The following is a 17,667-nucleotide window of genomic DNA, read 5'->3' as shown; positions in this document are numbered from 1 at the left end:
ACTGCTGTGAAGGGATTCCTCGCCGATGCGCCAGTCGCTCACCCGGGAGCTGACCAATCTGATCGAACGCGGCCGCGACCGCCAACTGCGCCTGGCGGTCACCGGACTCTCTCGTTCGGGCAAGACCGCCTTTCTCACTTCGCTGGTCAACCAGCTGCGCCATGCCGGCCTCGAGGCCCGGCTCGACCTGATGCCGGCGGCCCGGCAGGGCCGCCTGCTGGGCGCCCGCCGGGTCAGCCAGCCCGATCTGGGCGTACCGCGCTTTCCCTACGACCAGGCGATGGCGTCGCTCGACAGCGAGCCGCCACGTTGGCCGGAGCCCACCCGCGGCATCAGCGAGCTGCGCCTGTCGATCCGCTACCGCCCGGCCAGGCGCGCATTGCTGCGCGGCGAGACCGCCGAGCTCAGCCTCGACCTGTTCGATTACCCCGGCGAATGGTTGCTCGACCTGCCGCTGCTGGGCCATGACTACCCGGGCTGGAGCCGCGCCATGCTCGCCGGCGCCGGCGAGCAGCGCCGCGCCCTGCTGGCCGAATGGGAGCGTGCCGCGGCCAGGCTCGACCCCGCCGCCGAAGCCAACGAGGCCGAGCTCGCCGACATCGCCGCGCTCTATGCCAGAAGCCTGCAAGCCGCCCGCGAGGCGGGCTTCGCCAACCTCCAGCCGGGTCGTTTCCTGCTGCCCGGCGACCTGGAGGGCGCCCCGGTGCTGCAGTTCTTCCCGCTGCCGGCGCTGGCGGAGGCCGACGAAGGGGCATTGGCCAAGCTGCCTCCGGAGAGTGTCTATGCCACCCTGGCGGCCCGCTTTCGTCACTATCAGCACCATATCGTGCGGCCCTTCTATCGCGATCATTTCCGCCGCTTCGACCGCCAGATCGTGCTGGTCGACGTGCTCGGCGCGCTCAATGCCGGTCCCGAGCGCTTCGAGGACCTCTCCCAGGCGCTGGCCACGCTGATGCAGAGCTTCGACTACGGCAAGCGCAGCCTGCTCTCGCGACTGTTCGCGCCACGCATCGACAAGCTGGCGATCGCCGCGACCAAGGCCGACCACGTCACCCCGGAACAGCACGCCAACCTGACCGCGCTGCTCGAGGCCCTGCTCGCCGAGCCGCTGCAGGACCTGCGCTACGCCAACGTGCCGGTCAAGGCGCTGTCGCTGGCGGCGATCCGTGCCACCGAGGCCCACGAGGTGAACCACAGGAACGAGCGCAGCCCGGCCCTGCGCGGCACCACCCTGGAGGGCGAGGAGGTTCTGGTGTTTCCCGGCGAGGTGCCCGCCAAACTGCCAGAGACCGACTTCTGGGCTCGCCAAGGGTTCGACTTTCGCGCCTTCCGCCCTGCCCCGCGGGAGGGCGGCGCGCTGCCCCACATCCGGCTCGATGCCGCCCTCGACTGGCTGATCGGAGACAAGCTGCAATGAACGACCGCCGCCACGAGCCGCAGGGCGACGACCCGCGACCGGCCCGCCGCTTCACCCTCGACGAGCCGACCTCGCCGGGCATCGAGCCGCCGCGGCCACGCCTCGATTTCGACAGCCAGCTGCCCACCCGCCCCGTGGCGGAGCCCCCGGCGAGCCGCGCCGAGCGCGACCTCGAGGCCAGCCTCGGCCGACCGCGCAAGCGCCGCTGGGGGCTACTGGCCTTGCTCGGCGGCGGCATCGCGCTGGGCACGGCCGAAATGGCCATGCGCCTGCCCGAGGCACTGCTCGGCGGCGACTGGCTCAGCGGCGGCTGGCACTTGCTGGGGCTCGGCGCCATCGCCCTGGGGGCCGGCGCGCTGGCGCGCGAGGCTTGGCGGCTGCGCCGCCTGAAACGGCACGACGCCCTGCGCAGCCGGCTGGCGACGCTGCCTCGGGCCGATGCCCGGGAAGCGCTCGAGCTGGCCCGGGTGCTCAAGCGCCAGCTCGGGCTCGACGACGACCATCCCCACTGGCAGGCCTTCCTCGCCGCCCGCGAGCCGCACCACGCCGGGGCGGAGGTGCAGCAGCTGCTGGCGCATCACCTGCTGGCCCCGCGCGATCGCCAGGCCCGGCGGCTGATCTCGCGCATGGCCGGCGAGACGGCGGTGATGGTGGCGGTCAGCCCGCTGACGCTGGTCGACATGTTCCTGGTGGCGTGGCGCAGCCTGGCCATGATCGACCGCATCTGCCGTCTCTACGGGCTTGAGCTCGGCTACGCCAGCCGCCTGCGCCTGCTGCGCAACGTGCTCTACAACATGGCCTTCGCCGGCGCCACCGAGATGGCCGGCGATGCCGGCATGGAGCTGCTCTCGCTGAATCTGGCCGGCCGCCTCTCGGCGCGTGCCGGCCAGGGCATGGGGGTGGGCCTGCTGAGCGCCCGCCTCGGCCTGCGTACCCTGCGCCTGACCCGCCCGCTGGTGTTCGCCGAAGGCGAGGCGCCGCGCATGGCCGACCTGCGCAGCGAACTCTGGCAGCAGCTTCGAAAGCTGGAAGATACCAAGTGAATGGCAGGCGATCGGGCGAGGACTTGATACCGGTCATGACGTCTCGCGTGCAAGGGGCTAGGCTCGGGGTATCCATCCACTACCACGGATAAGGAAAGCGCCATGTTCCAATCCATCCTGGTTCCCGTCGACGGTTCCGAAGGCGCCAAGAAAGCCCTTGAGGTCGCCTGTCAGCTGGCCAGCCAGGCCGATACCACCCTGCACATCCTCCACATCCCCGAGGAATTCACTCACGAGACGACGCTGGTATGGGGCATCGGCGCCATCGCCATCGAGGCGTCACGCCAGGAGAGGCAGGAACCTCGGGCTCGCCAGGACATCGGCCAGCAGATCATCGACAGCGCCAAAAAAGCGGCACGCGCCAATGGCGCGAGCCGAATCGAGACGATAATCGGCCAGGGTGACCCGGCCCGCACCATCGTCAGCGAGGCACGCCGTCGCGGCGTCGAGGCCATCGTCATGGGCAGCCGCGGCCTGAGCGACCTGCGCGGGCTGGTGGTCGGCAGCGTCTCGCATAAGGTCAGCCATGTCGCCGAGTGCACGGTGATCACCGTACGCTGATCTTCCCTAGCCGGGCGCCTCTCGGCGCGCCTCGGCCTGCCACTCAGCACCTGAACCCCACCGCTCTTGTTCGCCAAGGGCGAGGCGCCGCGCATGGCCGACCTGCGCAGCGAACTCTGGCAGCAGCTTCGAAAGCTGGAAGATTCCAAGTGAATGGCAGGCGATCAGTCGAGGGCTTGACGCCGGTCATGACGTCTCGCGTACAAGGGGCTAGGCTCGGGGTATCCATTCCCCACAGCGGATAAGGAAAGTGACATGTACCAATCCATCCTGGTTCCCGTCGACGGCTCCGAAGGCGCGAAGAAGGCCCTTGACGTCGCCTGCCAATTGGCCAGTCAGGCCGATACTACCCTGCACATCCTCCACATCCCCGAGGAGCTTTCCCACGAGACGACGCTGGTGTGGGGCATCGGCGCCATCGCCATCGAGGCGTCTCGCCAGGAACGCGAGGAGATCGGCAGGCAGGTCGTCGACAAGGCGGCCGAGGCGGCACGGGCCAAGGGCATCCAGCACATCGAGACGGTGGTCGGCCAGGGCGACCCGGCCCGCACCATCGTCAGCGAGGCACGCCGACGCGGTGTCGAAGCCATCGTCATGGGCAGCCGCGGCCTGAGCGACCTGCGCGGGCTGGTGGTCGGCAGCGTCTCGCACAAGGTCAGCCACGTCGCCGAGTGCACCGTGATCACCGTTCGCTGAGCCGTCGGCCGGCAGGCCGACGGCCCGGTGCCGGCGGCCTTTCGCGGCACCGGCTCAGGCCAGGCGCTTCTCGGTGGCGGGATCGAACAGCACCGCGCGCCCCATGTCGATGCGCAGCGTCAGCCGCTCGCCCGCCTTGACCTTGCACTTGGGCCCCACCCGCGCCGTGGCCTCGCCCTCGCCGAGCTTGAGCTGCAGCAGGATATCCGCCCCGGTGGGCTCTACCACGCTGATGCGCGGCGTGAACGGCACGCCTTCGCTGAACTCGCCGAGCCGCGCATCGTCCTCGGCGAAGTGCTCGGGGCGCAGCCCCAGGAGCACCTCATGCCCCACCTGACCGGCCATGGTCGGCGCCTCGCGCTCCTGCGGCCAGGGCAGCTCCAGCGCCTCCTCTCCCGGCGTTGCCACCCGCAGCCGGTACGCGCCACTCTCGCCCTCCAGGGTAGCGGCGATGAAGTTCATCGACGGCGAGCCCATGAAGCCGGCCACGAACAGGTCGACCGGATCGTTGTAGACCTCGTCGGGCGAACCGAGCTGGAGAATTCGACCGTCGCGCATCACCGCGATGCAGTCGGCCAGCGTCATCGCCTCGATCTGGTCGTGGGTGACGTAGACAATGGTGGTGCCGAGACGCTGATGCAGCTTCTTGATCTCGGTGCGCATGTCGACGCGCAGCTTGGCGTCGAGGTTGGAGAGCGGCTCGTCGAACAGGTAGACCTTGGGTTCGCGGGCCAGCGCCCGGCCCATCGCGACGCGCTGGCGCTGGCCGCCGGAGAGCTGCGAAGGCTTGCGATCGAGCAGGTGGGTGATCTGCAGCAGGTCGGCCACCCGCTCCACGGCGGCCTCACGTTCGGCCCTGGGCACCTTGCGCATCTCCAGGCCGAAGCTGATGTTCTGACGTACCGTCATGCTCGGGTAGAGCGCGTAGGACTGAAACACCATGGCGATGTCGCGCTCGGCCGGGGTCTGCCAGGTGACGTCCTCGCCGGCGATGCGGATCTCGCCGGAGGTGACCGGCTCGAGCCCGGCGATGGCGTTCATCAGCGTCGACTTGCCGCAGCCCGAGGGCCCCACCAGGATCAGGAACTCGCCCGAATCGATCGCCAGGCTCACGTCCTTGAGCACCTGCTCGCTGCCGAAGTCCTTGCAAACGTTATTGATTTCCAGCGCTGCCATTTCGGTAACCTCTTTGTTGTTCGGTGGCTCAGCCCTTGACCGAGCCGGCCGTGAGCCCACGGACGAAATACTTGCCGGCCAGCACGTAGACAATCAGCGTGGGCAGTGCAGCGATCATCGCCGCCGCCATGTCGACGTTGTACTCGCGCACGCCGGTGGAGGTGTTGACCAGGTTGTTGAGTGCCACCGTGACCGGCTGGGTGTCATGGGCCGAGAACGCCACGCCGAACAGAAAGTCATTCCAGATCTGGGTGAACTGCCAGATCACCGAGACCACGATGATCGGTGCCGACACCGGCAGCAGGATGCGCCAGAAGATGCGGAAGAAGCCGGCGCCATCGAGCTTGGCCGCCGACACCAGCTCGGTGGGTACCGCCACGTAGAAGTTGCGGAAGAACAGCGTGGTGAAGGCGATGCCGAACACCACGTGGACCAGGATCAGCCCCGCCCGCGAACTCGACAGTCCCAGCCAGCCCAGCGTCTGCGCCATGGGCAGCAGCACCACCTGGAACGGGATGAAGCAGCCGAACAGCATCAGCGCGAAGACCAGCTCCGAGCCCTTGAAGCGCCACTTGGTCAGGGCGTAGCCGTTGAGCGCGCCGATGATCGTGGAGATCAGTACGGCCGGCACGACGATGGCGATGGAATTGAAGAAGTAGACGCCCACGCCTTCGCAGCGCATGCCGGTGCAGGCCTCGCCCCAGGCCTTGGCCCAAGGCGCCAGGGTCGGCTCCCGGGGCAGCGAGAGCAGCGTGCCGGGGGTGATCTCGGCCAGCGGCTTGAGCGAGGTGATCAGCATCACCGCGAGCGGCAGCAGATAGAACAGTGCGGCCAGCAGGAGCACCGCATAGAGCGCGGCACGGGCCAGCCGCGCGCCGACGGTGCGGCGTCGAATGACGTTATCCATGGCGGCGGTTCCTCAGCTCGGAGTAGAGATAGGGAATCAGGATCGCCAGCACGCCACCCAGCATCAGCATGGCGCTGGCCGAGCCCAGGCCGATCTGCGCCCGAGTGAAGGCATGGGCATACATGAAGGTGGCCGGCAGGTCGGAGGCATAGCCGGGGCCCCCACCGGTCAGCGCCACCACCAGGTCGAAGCTCTTGATGGCGATGTGCGAGAGGATCATCACCGCGCTGAACACCACCGGGCGCAGGCAGGGAATCACTACCCGCCAGTAGATGCGCGGCAGGCTGGCGCCGTCGAGCTGGGCGGCCTTGAGGATGCTGTCGTCGACGCCGCGCAGCCCGGCGAGGAACAGCGCCATGACGAAGCCCGAGGCCTGCCACACCGCGGCGATCACCAGGGTGTAGACGGCCATGTCGGGGTCGACCAGCCAGTCGAAGCGGAAGTTCTCGAAGCCCCAGCCGCGCACCATGGCCTGGATGCCGAGGCCGGGATTGAGCAGCCACTTCCACACCACGCCGGTGACGATGAACGACAGCGCCATGGGGTAGAGATAGAGGGTGCGCAGCGCCCCCTCCTGGCGGATGCGCTGGTCGAGCAGGATGGCCAGCAGCAGCCCCAGCGCCAGGCAGATGGCCACGAACAGGCCACCGAACAGCACCAGGTTGGTGGACGCCACCCACCAGCGGTCGTTGGCCATCAAGCGGGCATACTGAGCGAAGCCGACGAAGTCGTAGCTGGGCAGCATGCGCGAGTTGGTCAACGAGAGAATGAAGGTCCACAGCATGAAGCCGTAGACGAAGCACAGCGAGATGGCGACCGACGGGGCCAGCACCAGCTTGGGCAGCCAGGCCTGGAGCGGGCCTGAGCGGCTGCGCCGGGAACCGGGACCGGTGGCCGGCTGCGCCGCGTAACTGGACAGGGACATAGCGGAAACCTCGGGCGTGAACGGCGTGCCACCGGGGCTGGGCCTGGGGATTCCAGGCCCGGCCCCGCTTGCGGCGGGTTAGAGCGCGGCCTGGGCGGCGTTCACCATCCGCCGGGCAGCCTCTTCGGCGGCCATGTCACGCGAGTTGAAGTAGTTGGTCACCACGTCGAAGATGGCGCCCTGGACGTCGGCGCGCACGGCCATGCCATGGGCCATGCTGGGTACCAGGCCGTCCTCCTCGGCGGTGCGCTGGAAGTCCTGCATGGACTGCTGCGCGCACGAGTCGAATTCGCCCATGTCGAGGTCAGGGCGGGCGGGAATCGAGCCCTTGGCCAGGTTGAAGGCTTCTTGGAAGGTTGGCTCCAGCACCAGCCGTGCCAGGGCCTGCTGGGCCTCGCGCTCCTCGCCCTCGACGCGGAACATGGCCAGGCTGTCGATGTTGAAGGTGAAGGCGTCCTGGGTGCCCGGCGCGGCGGCGCACAGATAATCCTCGCCGGCGGTAAGGCCGGCGGCGGTGAACTCGCCCTTGGCCCAGTCGCCCATCAGTTGCATGCCGGCGGTGCCTTCGATCACCATGGAGGTGGCGATGTTCCAGTCGCGGCCCGACATGTCGTCGTCCATCAGCTCGCGCAGGCGCTTGAAGGTCTCCAGCGCCTCGACCATCTGCTCGCCGCCCAGGGCTTCCTCGTCGAGCTCGACCAGCGCCTGCTGGTAGAACTCGGTGCCGCCGGTGGCCAGCAGCACGGTCTCGAACACGGTGGCGTCCTGCCACGCCTGGCCGCCGTGGGCCAGCGGGATATAGCCCGCCTCGCGGATCGCCTCGCCGGCGCTGAACAGCTCGTCCAGCGTGGTCGGCATCTCGACCCCGGCCGCCTCGAGCACCTCGGGGTTGGCCCACAGCCAGTTGACCCGGTGCACGTTGACCGGCACCGCGACGTAGCTGCCGTCGTGGCGCATCACCTCGGCAACGGTGGGGGGGAGCAGCTCGTCCCAGCCCTCGGCTTCGGCCACTTCGTCGAGTTCGCCGAGCAGGCCGAGCTCGCCCCACTCCTGGATCTCCGGCCCCTTGATCTGGGCCGCCGACGGCGGGTTGCCGGACATCGCCCGGGACTTGAGCACGGTCATGGCGGTTTCACCGCCACCGCCGGCCACGGCGAAATCCTCCCAGCCGTAGCCTTCCGCTTCCATCAATTCCTTGAGCACGTTGGCCGCGCGGGCCTCGCCGCCCGAGGTCCACCAGTGCAGCACCTCCACCTCGGCGGCATTGGCGCTGGGCAACGCCAACGAAGCCGCCGCGGCGGTGGCCAGGGCGAGTGTGGTCTTGTTGAACGATCGCGCGAACGAAGGCATGGCATGCTCCTGCTGTTGTTATTGAACCCGGTTATACCGGCGTGTCAGTAACGCTAACCGAGAGCTGCCTTCTTTGGGGTTACCTAGTCCTTCAAAGTATTGGGGCAATATTACAAGGCCGTAACATTGCTCGGTCGCGGCAGGTGGAGCGTGACCTCGAGGCCTCCCTCGGGATGGTTGGCGAGCGCGATCTCGCCGCCCATGGCGCGGGCGATATGGCGGGCGATGCCAAGCCCGAGCCCGCTGCCGCCGGTGTTGCGGCTGCGTGAAGGCTCGAGCCGCACGAAGGGAGCGAAGACCCGTTCGTGCTGCGTTTCAGGAATGCCCGGGCCGTGGTCGCGAATGACGACCGCCAGTCGCTCGGGAGAATCCTTCAGCGTCACCTCGACGCGCCGACCGTAGAACACCGCGTTCTCCACCAGGTTCGCCAGGCAACGCTTGAACGCCAGCGGCTTCACCGCCAGCGGCTCGGCGTGCCCCGAGACGCACACCGTCCCGCCCTGCAGCGCCAGCTCGTCGGCCAGCTCCTGCAGCACCACCCGGGGATCGACCGGCTCCACCGCTTCGTGCAGGTCGAAGCCCTTGACCGATGCCAGGGCGCCCTTCACCAGCAGGTCGAGCTCGTCGAGCGAGGCGCAGAAGCGTTCGCGCTGCAGCGGGTCGTCGAGCATCTCGGCGCGCAGGCGCAGCCGTGTGATGGGCGTCTTGAGGTCGTGGGAAATGGCCGAGAACAGCCGCTCGCGCTCGTCGACCTGGTCGCGAATGCGCTCCTGCATGCGGTTGAAGGCCACCGCGGTGGCGGCGACCTCACGCGGGCCGGTCTCGCGCAGCGGCGGCGCATCGAGGTCGTCGCCGAGCTGGCGCGCCGCCCGCGACAGCCGCGCCAGTGGGCGCGTCACGCTGCGAATGCCGAGCAGCGACAGGCCGATCACCGTCAGCAGTACCATCAGGCTCGCCAACAGCCGCTCGCCGGAGAGCCAGCGGTACTCGTTGAACAGGTCGGGCACCGGCAGCAGCGTGGCGACGTAGAGCCAGGTCTCCGGGCCGAGCTCCATCTGCACCACCAGGATCGGCGGTGACAGCGGCTCCATCAGCAGGCTGTGCTGGCCCCAGCGCGGCGGCAGGTCGTGCAGCAGCACCTCATTGTTGTAGACGCGCAGGGTCTCGGGGCGGGAGAACTCCACCAGCACGTCGTCGATGTTGAGCTCGCGGGTCAGGATCTCGCGGAAGTTGTCCACCACCAGCGTCTTTTCCGGCCCCGAGCCGATGTCCTGCACCGGAATGCGGCGTTCGTTGACGCTGACGAAGAAGCGCGTGCCGCCCATGTTGCGCAGCTGGTCGAGCACGATATGGCGATACTCGTAGGGCAGCGAGCGGAAGAAACGCATGGTCGAGGCCACGCTGTAGGCGATGTTGCGCGACAGCTCGTCGAGCTGCTCGAGCTGGCTCGAGCGCACCTGGGAGGTCCACACGGTGTAGCTGGCCAGCTGGGCGGTGAGCACGCCGACGATCATGATCAGCACGAAGCGACCGCGCAGCGTGCGCGGCAGCAGGGGCACCAGGCGTCGGCGCCAGCGCCTGAGACGCTCCGCCTTCACGTCAGCGCTTCGACCCGCGCGGTGAACACATAGCCGGCCCCGCGCACGGTGCGGATCAGCTGATGGTAGTGGGTGTCCTCGCCCAGGCGCTGGCGCAGCCGGCAGACGTGCACGTCGATGGAGCGGTCCAGCGGCGGGGCCGGCCGGCCGCGGGTCAGCTCATACAACGCCTCGCGCGACAGCACCTGCTCGGGGTGCTCGAGGAAGACCTGCAGCAGTTGGAAATCGGCACCCGAGAGCGGCGTGCGCGCCTCATGCTCGTCGATCAGCTCGCGGGTCATGCGGTCGAGCCGCCAGGGCCCGAAGGCCACCAGGCGCGCCCGGGCCGGATCGCCGGCGCCGCCGCCCCGCGCCCGGCGCAGCACCGCCTTGATGCGCGCGAGCAGCTCGCGCGGATTGAACGGCTTGCCCAGGTAGTCATCGGCGCCGAGCTCCAGCCCGAGGATACGGTCGGTCTCGTCGGCACTGGCGGTGAGCATGATGATCGGCACGTCGCTGCCGCGGCGGATGTCGCGGCAGATGGTAAAGCCGTCGTCGCCGGGCAGCATGATGTCGACGATGAGCAGGTCGGGGGCTTCGCTTGCGAGCAGGCGATGCAGCGCCTCGGCATCCTCGGCGGCCAAGGCACGGTAGCCGTGGCGCCCGAGGTAGTCGACCAGCAGTTCGCGGATCTCGGGGTCGTCGTCGACCACGATCAGGGTGGCGGGCGTTGTCGTCATCGTCGTCCGATGGCAGGGGCGCAGCCTTGGCAGCGCCGTGAATCGTTGTCGTTATGCGCCCCGATGATGGGCAAGCCGGGTCGGCACGGCAAGAGGACATAGACCAACGTCGCAGCGTGCCACTACAGGCAGACGCACGCTTACAGCATGAACCTAGAGCGCAAACCGCTCCCGCAGGTGCCGGGCCACGGCCGTCTCGGCGTGGTGGCCGATGCGCCGCGCCACGGGCACCCGCTGGGCCAGCTCGGGGTGGGCATTGGCCATCACATGCGCCTCGCCGGCGAGGCTGAGCATCTCGGTGTCGTTGAGGTTGTCGCCGAAGGCCAGGCAGCGCTCGCTGTCGATCCCGAGGGCGGCGAGCAATGCCTCCAGCGCTGTGCCCTTGTTGACGCCGCCGGCCATGATCTCGAGCGAGTTGATCGTGGAATAGGTGACGTGAAGGCGTTCACCGTGGCTCGCGCGGACTGTTGCCTCAAGCCCCGCCAGCCGCTCGGGCTCGCCGATGTAGAGCACCTTGCCGACCCCCTCCCCGTCGAGACTCGTCGGCTCGACCACACGATAGCCGAAGCCGGTATGGGCATGGTAGGCCAGCAGGCGCGGCTCGGGGGCATCGATCAGCCACTCCTCCTCGAGATAGAGGTTGAGGCGCACGCTGTCGTGACGCTCGAGCGCGATCAGCTCGCGCGCCAGCTCGGCCTCGAGATGGCGCGAGGCCAGCAGCTCGCCGTCGGGGCCGTGCAGGTAGGCACCGTTGGTGCTGATGACGTGAATCGGCACGCCCAGCCGTTCGCGAAAGGCCAGCATGTCGCGGTAATGCCGCCCCGAGGCAAAGGCCAGATGGTGGCCCTGCTCGGCCAACTGGCGCAGAGTCTCGATGGTCTCGGGGTGCAGGTCGTGGTTGGCATCCAACAGCGTGCCGTCGAGGTCGGAGACGATCAGGTGCGGTGTCATGGGCGTCCATTGCGTCGTGTACCCGATAGAGGCTAACGCAGCCCGCAGGGCTTGCCCAGCCAAAGAGCACGGCGCGCTCATCGCGAATCACTCAATCCAAGCCTATGATTTACCGTCAGCGGCTACGCCGGCGTTTGGCGCCGGCCACAGGAATCCGTATAGTGGCCCTCCCACCCCGCCACACGTTCGTGATCATGCTGCAGAACAACCCGCTGCTCGCCCAGCTCAAGCAACAGATTCGTGAGACCACGCCCCGCGCCGAGGGGGTAATCAAGGCCACGGAAAAGGGTTTCGGGTTTCTCGAAACCGACGACGGTCAGTCCTACTTCGTGCCGCCCCCGGCCATGAAACAGGTGCTGCATGGCGATCGTGTCCAGGCCGTGATCCACGAGAACGGTGACAAGACCTCCGTCGAACCCGATACGCTGATCGAGGCAGGCCTCAGCCGCTTCATCGCCCGGGTGCAGAAACGCGAGGGGCGCCTGGCGGTGGTGCCCGACCACCCCTCGATCAAGAACGCACTCAAGGCGCGCATCAAGAACAGTCTCGACGAGGCGAGCATCGGCGATGGCGACTGGGTCGTGGCACGCCTGGTGCGTCACCCGCTGAAGCCCGACGACCGTGCCTTCTTCACTCAAATCGACGAGCTGGTGGCCAAGGCCGACGACCCCGCCGTGCCGTGGCGCGTGACGCTGGCCCGCCACGCCCTGGAACAGGAGTGCCCCGACGCCGGCGACGACTGGCCGCTGCGCGACGAAGGGCTCGAACGCCAGGACCTCACCGCGGAACCGTTCTTCACCATCGACAGCGAGAAGACCCGCGACATGGACGATGCCCTGCGCATCGAGCCACGCGAGGGCGGCGGCTGGCGCCTGACGGTCGCCATCGCCGACCCCACCGCCTACGTCGAGGAGGGCCATGCCGCCGATCTGGAGGCGCGCACCCGCGCTTTCACCGTCTACCTGCCGGGACAGAACGTCACCATGCTGCCCGAGCAGCTTGCCGACGACCTGTGCTCGCTGCGCGAGGGCGAGGAGCGTCCGGTGCTGGCCTGTACCCTGGACGTCGAAGCCGACGGCAGCCTGGGCGACTACCGCTTTTTCGCGGCCACCCTGCGCTCCCGGGCCAAGCTGGTCTACGACCGCGTCTCCGACTGGCTCGAGGGCCAGGGCGAATGGACCCCGGCCGAGGAGATCGCCGGTCAGCTACGCGCGCTGCGAGACATGACCGAGGCTCGCGCTGCCTGGCGCGCCGAGCATGCGCTGGTGTTCAAGGACCGCCCCGACTACGTCTTCGACCTCGACCCGGCGGGCAACGTGCTGGATATCCGCATCGAGGAGCGGCGCATCGCCAACCGCATGATCGAGGAGTCGATGATCGCGGCCAACGCCTGCTGCGCCCACCTGCTCGCCGAGCACGTCGGCCACGGCATCTTCAACGTGCACCGCGCCTTCGATCCCGAAAAGGCCCAGGCCGCCCACGAGTTCCTCACCGCCCAGCAGATCGAGGTCGAACTCGAGGCGCTTTCGGAGCTGCCGCGCTACAAGGAGCTCAAGCGCGCGCTGGAGAGCCGCGACGACGCCTGGCTCGACGCCCGCCTGCGCCGATTCCAGGGTTTTACCAGCATGTCCGCCCGGCCCGGCCCGCACTTCGGCCTGGGCCTGGCCGCCTACGCCACCTGGACCTCGCCGATCCGCAAGTACGGCGACATGGTCAACCACCGCCTGATCAAGCGCGTGCTCAAGGGCGAGCAGGCCCCGGCGGAGGCGACCCAGGCCCTGACCGAGCAGCTCACCGAGCGGCGCCGGCTCAACCGCATGGCCGAGCGCGACGTCAAGGACTGGCTCTACGTGCGCTATCTGACGCCGGCGGCCGAAGCGCAGCAGGCCTTCGACGCGGAGATCTTCGGCATCAGCCGCGGCGGCATGCGCGTGCGCCTCGTCGCCAACGGCGCCACCGCCTTCGTGCCGGCGCCGATGCTGCACAGCGACCGTGACAAGATCGCCATCGACGACAAGGAGGGCCGCATCCTGATCGAGGGCGAGGAGCGCTACAAGCTCGGCGACCGCATTCGCGTCGAGCTGGTCGAGGCGCGCGAGGAGACCCGTTCGCTGGTGGCACGCCCCAGCGCGTGAAGCTCGCCGACAGCGTCCGGCCTTCGGGCCGGGCGCTGTCGCCCGTTTATCCCTGACCTGACCGCCTTCGCTTCTCCCCCGCCCAGTCAATGGCAGGCCCCGTGAGGCCGTGGCCGCCGGCGTAGGGTGACGGCGCGGGTGGCTGCCAGCCCTCCAGCAGCGACCCGTCCAGGCGGAACACCTCGACCCCGATGGGGTGGCAGGTCAGCAGCGGGTCGCCGGCACTGGGGCCCCAAAGATCCACCGACAGGTCGCCCCCCGGACAGCACGACAGCGCACAGAGCAGGTCGATCTCGGCGAACAATTCGAGATAGTCGCCCTCCCGTGCCGGGCAGGCTTTCATGAAGTACTGGTCGTCGTCGTTGAGCCCGGTGCACTGAAAGACGTTGAGCACGTCGTGCACATCGAACTCGGTGAGGCCATGCGGCAATACCGCGCGCACCAGGTTGGAGTGGCAGTGGTGATCGAAGTCCTCGCCGGTGAGCAGGCGGTTGACGTAGGGGTCGCAGCGGGTACCCAGCAGGTCGTGTATGCGGCCACCCTGTTCGTCCATGCCGCTGCCATCGACGCCATAGTTCGCCAGGGTGTCGGCGATGATGGTCGCCATGGGGCGCAGGTAGGGTAGCGTCGACCACAGGCGGTCGAAGGTGGAAACATGGGCACGCTGCAGCTGGCGGGTGCGCGAGGCCCAGAAGCGCTCACGCGGGTTGTGCAGGTGCCACAGGTTGAAGTCACCGACCTGGGGCCCCTCCTGGGTCGAGAGTCGCAGCACATGGCCCGCGGGCACTTTCCACGCTCGACCGTCACGGATCGGCACGACCAGCGAATCGACCCGCTCCCGGGCGTCCGGCTCGGTCAGGCGCGCGTAGAAATCACGATCGACATCGAGGACCGAGCCTCGGGTCGCCTGGTAGGCGGCGGGAACCTGCGCCATGGGACAATCTCCTGCGAAGCGTTTCCCCCAGCGTAACCCATGACGCCGCGCCCACCCATCACGCACCTCAACGCTCGATGCGGCCCGGCTAGTCGCGCATGGCCCGCGCCAGCACGTCGCCGATCGGCTTGACCAGGTAGCTGGCGAAGGTGCGCTCGCCGGTATGGATCATGACTTCGGCGGGCATACCGGCGAGCAGCCGCATGTCGGAGGTCATCTCCTCGCGCCCCGCCTCGGTGACCCGTATCCGCACCCGATAGACGTCACGCCCGGTGCGCTCGTCCTCGAAGCTGTCAGCCGAGACATGGATCACCTCGCCGTCGACGGCATGGGTGAGCCCCTGGTTGAAGGCGCTGAAACGGATCTCGGCCGCCTGGCCGACATACAGGCTGTCGACGTCGCTGGCCGGGACGCGCGCCTCGACCACGAAGCCCTCGTCGCTGGGCACGAGTTCCAGGATCGGGTCGCCCGCCCCGATCACCGCCCCGAGCGTATGCAGCTGCATGCCGACCACGGTTCCCGCCACCGGCGCGGTCACCGTGGTCCGACGCACTTCGTCGGCCAGCGCCGTGATCCGCTCCTCGGCGTCGGTGATGTGCTCCTGGACCTCGCGCAGCTGCTCGCCGGACTCCGCCTGGAACTCCTGGCGGTGGATCTGCTTCTGCAGCTCGTTCTCGCTGATCTGCGCCGCGATGCGGGCAATGACGGATTGCTGCTGAGCGGTTTCTCCCTCGAGTTCGAGAATGTCCCGCTCCAGCTCACGCAGTCGTTGCCGATCGCCGTGGCCGCGTTCGAACAGGCTGCGCAGGTCGTCCGCCTCCTCGCGCAGCGAAGCGATCTGTCGGCGGTTGTACTCCACCAGCGATTCCAGGCCCTCGCGCTGCTCCTCGTACTGACGGGTCTGCTGATCGAGGGTCTCCAGGGTACCTTGCAGCGACTGTCGCCGTGAGAAGAACAGGCCGTGCTGCACCGCCAGCACCTCGCTGACACGCTGGGAATCGCTCGCCAGCAGCTCCTCGGGAAACGCCAGGGTCGCCGCCTCGGCGAGCTCGGCGGTCAAGCGCACTTCACTGGCCCGGTTGATCAGGTACTGGGTTCTCGCCAGTTGCAGCTGCGACGCGGCGCGGGTGTTGTCGAGCACCACCAGCACCTCGCCGGCCTCGACATGATCGCCGTCGGCCACGCGGATCTCGCTGACGATGCCGCCCTCGTAGTGCTGCACCGTCTTCTTGAACGAGGCGACCGAGACCTTGCCCGGGGCCACGACGGCGACCGCCAGGTTGGCGGCCAGCGCCCAGCCACCGAACCCGCCGAAGGCGATCAGCAGGATGAGCAACCCCAGGTGACGATAGCGACGACCGTCGATGGGCAGCGCCGCTGGCGTGAGGTGTTCGCGGTTCATGGCCCCTCCTCTGCTGCCGTCAGCTCGGCACGCGATTCTCGTGACAGGGACGGCCTGCCCGGTTTCGCCCGACGGGCTCCCGGCGCGGCGAGACGCGCCAGCACCTCGTCGCGAGCGCCCAGCAGGCGCAGGCGCCCCTCGTTCAGTACCAGCAGCTTGTCGACCTCGGCCAGCACGCTGCGCCGATGGCTGATGACGAACAGCGTCGTCCCTTCCGCCTTGAGCTGGCGCAGCGCCTCGGCCAGCGCCCGCTCTCCGGCATCGTCGAGATTGGCGTTGGGTTCGTCGAGCACGACGAGCGCAGGCTTGCCATACAGCGCCCGCGCCAGGCCGATACGCTGACGCTGCCCGGGCGAGAGCGAGCCGTTGCCGGCCCCGATGGGCGTCTCGTAACCCTCGGGCAGGCGCAGGATCATGTCGTGCACCCCCGCCTTCTTTGCCGCTGCAACCACCTGCGCGTCATCGACCTCGCCGAAGCGCGCGATGTTCTGGCTGACCGTGCCATCGAACAGCTCGATGTCCTGAGGCAGGTAGCCGAGGTGCGGACCCAGCTCGTCACGGTTCCAGTGCCCCAGGTCGGCACCGTCGAGCCGAACCGCCCCCGTTTCGGGCAGCCAGACACCCAGCAGGGCACGCGCCAGCGTGGTCTTGCCGGCGGCACTCGGCCCGATGATGCCGACGTGCTCACCTCGCGCAATGTGAAAGTCGAGCTCGCGAAGCACCGGCTTGGCCGCTCCCGGCGGCGTAAGGGTCAAGGCCTCGACCGCCACCTCCCCGCGGGGCTCGGGCAGCGACAAGCGGCGCGTCTGCGCCGGCACGTCACGCAACAGCGCGTCGAGCCGCCGGTAGGCGTCCCGGCAGCCGACGAAGCCCTTCCAACTGCCGATCATCTGGTCGATGGGCGCCAGGGCCCGCCCCATGATGATCGAGGCGGCGATCATCATGCCCGGCGTGATGCTCGCTTCCAGCACCAGCAGTGCACCCAACCCGAGTATCAGTGACTGTGCCAGGATGCGCAGCCCCTTGGACAGATTGCTCAGCCCGCCGCTGCGATCGCTGGCCTGGGACTGCTTGATCAGCGACTGCACATGACGCGCCTCCCAGCGCCGCATGATCGCCGGCAGCATGCCCATGGCCTGCACCACCTCGGCATTGCGCAGGTTGCTGCCGACTTGCGCCTGGGCCTGGATGTGCGCATGCCCGGCTTCGGCCAGCAGACGCTTGGACACCTTCTCGTTGATGATCGCCAGCCCCAGCAGCAGCAGCCCCGCACCGGTCGCGAAGACCCCGAACCACACGTTGAACAGGAACAGGATGGCCAGATAGATGGGCACCCAGGGCGCATCGAAGAAGGCGAACAGGCCCTGGCCCGAAAGGAACTGGCGCACCGTGCGGAGATCGTCGAGGGGCTGCCCGCTGCCCTCTCCCGGCGACGACAAGCCACGGCGGAACATGGCGCGATACAGGTGCCCGCTCACCTGGGCATCGAGGTGGTTGCCCACCCGCACCAGCAGTCGGGAACGCACCCACTCCAATCCCACCATGACGGCCAGCAGAAAGAGTGTCACCAGGGTCAGCATGAGCAGGGTCTCCTTGCTGCCACTGGCGATGACCCGGTCGTAGACCTGCAGCATATAGAGTGCTGGCGTCAGCATCAGCAGGTTGATGAACAGGCTGAAGCCGCCCACCCATAGCAGCGCAGGCCGGCAACGGCGCAATGCATGCTGTAAGTCGTTTTGCGTTCTTGAAGACATGGCGCTCACGGAATCGATGGGAAAACGATGCGGGGCCTTACCGAGGCTTGCAGAACGGCACACTAGCAAACCGCCCCCGGGCACTCGGCTAACTTATTA

At 68.3% G+C, this 17,667-nt stretch carries 15 protein-coding genes; 5 read left to right on the top strand and 10 right to left on the bottom strand.

Annotated elements, in window-relative coordinates; genetic code table 11:
• Positions 1-25 precede the first annotated feature (25 nt).
• From I4484_RS07170 to I4484_RS07155, 4 genes are all read left to right on the top strand, one after another.
• Positions 26-1,417 carry a YcjX family protein gene (locus tag I4484_RS07170; RefSeq protein WP_197450287.1) on the top strand — a complete coding sequence of 464 codons (1,392 nt, stop codon included), beginning with the start codon at positions 26-28 and terminating at the stop codon, positions 1,415-1,417.
• A complete protein-coding gene (locus I4484_RS07165; RefSeq protein WP_197450286.1) occupies positions 1,414-2,460 on the top strand; it encodes a YcjF family protein in 1,047 nt (348 codons plus the stop codon). The genes I4484_RS07170 and I4484_RS07165 overlap by 4 nt, the downstream gene beginning before the upstream one ends.
• A gap of 102 nt (positions 2,461-2,562) precedes the next feature.
• On the top strand, positions 2,563-3,021 hold the full coding sequence (locus I4484_RS07160; protein ID WP_197450285.1) for a universal stress protein: 459 nt from the start codon (positions 2,563-2,565) through the stop codon (positions 3,019-3,021).
• Positions 3,022-3,276: 255 nt separating this feature from the next.
• Positions 3,277-3,717 carry a universal stress protein gene (locus tag I4484_RS07155; protein ID WP_197450284.1) on the top strand — a complete coding sequence of 147 codons (441 nt, stop codon included), beginning with the start codon at positions 3,277-3,279 and terminating at the stop codon, positions 3,715-3,717.
• Between the two features lie 54 nt (positions 3,718-3,771).
• Here I4484_RS07155 and I4484_RS07150 read toward each other — a convergent pair whose 3' ends face one another.
• The 7 genes from I4484_RS07150 to I4484_RS07120 form a co-directional block, all read right to left on the bottom strand.
• Positions 3,772-4,893: an ABC transporter ATP-binding protein gene (locus I4484_RS07150; protein WP_197450283.1), complete on the bottom strand. Its 1,122-nt coding sequence runs from the start codon at positions 4,891-4,893 to the stop codon at positions 3,772-3,774.
• 28 nt (positions 4,894-4,921) lie between these two features.
• Entirely contained in the window at positions 4,922-5,800 is an 879-nt protein-coding gene (locus tag I4484_RS07145; RefSeq protein WP_197450282.1) for a carbohydrate ABC transporter permease, read from the bottom strand.
• A complete protein-coding gene (locus tag I4484_RS07140) occupies positions 5,793-6,725 on the bottom strand; it encodes a carbohydrate ABC transporter permease (RefSeq protein WP_197450281.1) in 933 nt (310 codons plus the stop codon). Before I4484_RS07140 ends, I4484_RS07145 begins: the two co-directional genes overlap by 8 nt.
• A gap of 78 nt (positions 6,726-6,803) precedes the next feature.
• Positions 6,804-8,075, bottom strand: a complete 1,272-nt coding sequence (locus tag I4484_RS07135; RefSeq protein ID WP_197450280.1) for an ABC transporter substrate-binding protein — start codon at positions 8,073-8,075, stop codon at positions 6,804-6,806.
• A gap of 110 nt (positions 8,076-8,185) precedes the next feature.
• Positions 8,186-9,589 carry an ATP-binding protein gene (locus tag I4484_RS07130; RefSeq protein ID WP_234283551.1) on the bottom strand — a complete coding sequence of 468 codons (1,404 nt, stop codon included), beginning with the start codon at positions 9,587-9,589 and terminating at the stop codon, positions 8,186-8,188.
• Positions 9,590-9,669: 80 nt separating this feature from the next.
• Positions 9,670-10,392, bottom strand: coding sequence for a response regulator (locus I4484_RS07125; protein ID WP_197450278.1), 723 nt, complete (start codon positions 10,390-10,392; stop codon positions 9,670-9,672).
• A 153-nt stretch (positions 10,393-10,545) separates the two neighbouring features.
• Positions 10,546-11,343, bottom strand: a complete 798-nt coding sequence (locus I4484_RS07120; RefSeq protein WP_197450277.1) for a Cof-type HAD-IIB family hydrolase — start codon at positions 11,341-11,343, stop codon at positions 10,546-10,548.
• Positions 11,344-11,537: 194 nt separating this feature from the next.
• Here I4484_RS07120 and I4484_RS07115 point away from each other — a divergent pair, with 194 nt between their 5' ends.
• Positions 11,538-13,478 (top strand): exoribonuclease II, encoded by a 1,941-nt coding sequence (locus I4484_RS07115; protein ID WP_197450953.1) that lies wholly within the window; start codon positions 11,538-11,540, stop codon positions 13,476-13,478.
• 46 nt (positions 13,479-13,524) lie between these two features.
• Here the strand turns inward: I4484_RS07115 and I4484_RS07110 are convergent, their stop codons facing one another.
• The 3 genes from I4484_RS07110 to I4484_RS07100 form a co-directional block, all read right to left on the bottom strand.
• Positions 13,525-14,412, bottom strand: a complete 888-nt coding sequence (locus I4484_RS07110) for a DUF1989 domain-containing protein (RefSeq protein WP_197450276.1) — start codon at positions 14,410-14,412, stop codon at positions 13,525-13,527.
• A gap of 88 nt (positions 14,413-14,500) precedes the next feature.
• Positions 14,501-15,814, bottom strand: a complete 1,314-nt coding sequence (locus I4484_RS07105; RefSeq protein ID WP_197450275.1) for an HlyD family type I secretion periplasmic adaptor subunit — start codon at positions 15,812-15,814, stop codon at positions 14,501-14,503.
• Positions 15,811-17,568 (bottom strand): type I secretion system permease/ATPase, encoded by a 1,758-nt coding sequence (locus I4484_RS07100; protein ID WP_197450274.1) that lies wholly within the window; start codon positions 17,566-17,568, stop codon positions 15,811-15,813. The genes I4484_RS07105 and I4484_RS07100 overlap by 4 nt, the downstream gene beginning before the upstream one ends.
• Between the last annotated feature and the right edge of the window lie 99 nt (positions 17,569-17,667).

The organism is Halomonas sp. SS10-MC5 (assembly GCF_015992245.1).
In the GTDB taxonomy this organism is placed as follows: Bacteria; Pseudomonadota; Gammaproteobacteria; order Pseudomonadales; family Halomonadaceae; genus Halomonas; species Halomonas sulfidoxydans.
Note: the sequence above shows the minus strand (reverse complement) of the source record. Positions and strands in the feature narration are given on the sequence as shown.

Bases quoted from the DNA above. Each gene is read 5' to 3' on its own strand.
- I4484_RS07170 (WP_197450287.1), top strand. From the start codon at position 26: ATGCGCCAGTCGCTCACCCGGGAGCTGACCAATCTGATCGAACGCGGC.
- I4484_RS07165 (WP_197450286.1), top strand. From the start codon at position 1,414: ATGAACGACCGCCGCCACGAGCCGCAGGGCGACGACCCGCGACCGGCC.
- I4484_RS07160 (WP_197450285.1), top strand. From the start codon at position 2,563: ATGTTCCAATCCATCCTGGTTCCCGTCGACGGTTCCGAAGGCGCCAAG.
- I4484_RS07155 (WP_197450284.1), top strand. From the start codon at position 3,277: ATGTACCAATCCATCCTGGTTCCCGTCGACGGCTCCGAAGGCGCGAAG.
- I4484_RS07150 (WP_197450283.1), bottom strand. From the start codon at position 4,893: ATGGCAGCGCTGGAAATCAATAACGTTTGCAAGGACTTCGGCAGCGAG.
- I4484_RS07145 (WP_197450282.1), bottom strand. From the start codon at position 5,800: ATGGATAACGTCATTCGACGCCGCACCGTCGGCGCGCGGCTGGCCCGT.
- I4484_RS07140 (WP_197450281.1), bottom strand. From the start codon at position 6,725: ATGTCCCTGTCCAGTTACGCGGCGCAGCCGGCCACCGGTCCCGGTTCC.
- I4484_RS07135 (WP_197450280.1), bottom strand. From the start codon at position 8,075: ATGCCTTCGTTCGCGCGATCGTTCAACAAGACCACACTCGCCCTGGCC.
- I4484_RS07130 (WP_234283551.1), bottom strand. From the start codon at position 9,589: ATGATCGTCGGCGTGCTCACCGCCCAGCTGGCCAGCTACACCGTGTGG.
- I4484_RS07125 (WP_197450278.1), bottom strand. From the start codon at position 10,392: ATGACGACAACGCCCGCCACCCTGATCGTGGTCGACGACGACCCCGAG.
- I4484_RS07120 (WP_197450277.1), bottom strand. From the start codon at position 11,343: ATGACACCGCACCTGATCGTCTCCGACCTCGACGGCACGCTGTTGGAT.
- I4484_RS07115 (WP_197450953.1), top strand. From the start codon at position 11,538: ATGCTGCAGAACAACCCGCTGCTCGCCCAGCTCAAGCAACAGATTCGT.
- I4484_RS07110 (WP_197450276.1), bottom strand. From the start codon at position 14,412: ATGGCGCAGGTTCCCGCCGCCTACCAGGCGACCCGAGGCTCGGTCCTC.
- I4484_RS07105 (WP_197450275.1), bottom strand. From the start codon at position 15,814: ATGAACCGCGAACACCTCACGCCAGCGGCGCTGCCCATCGACGGTCGT.
- I4484_RS07100 (WP_197450274.1), bottom strand. From the start codon at position 17,568: ATGTCTTCAAGAACGCAAAACGACTTACAGCATGCATTGCGCCGTTGC.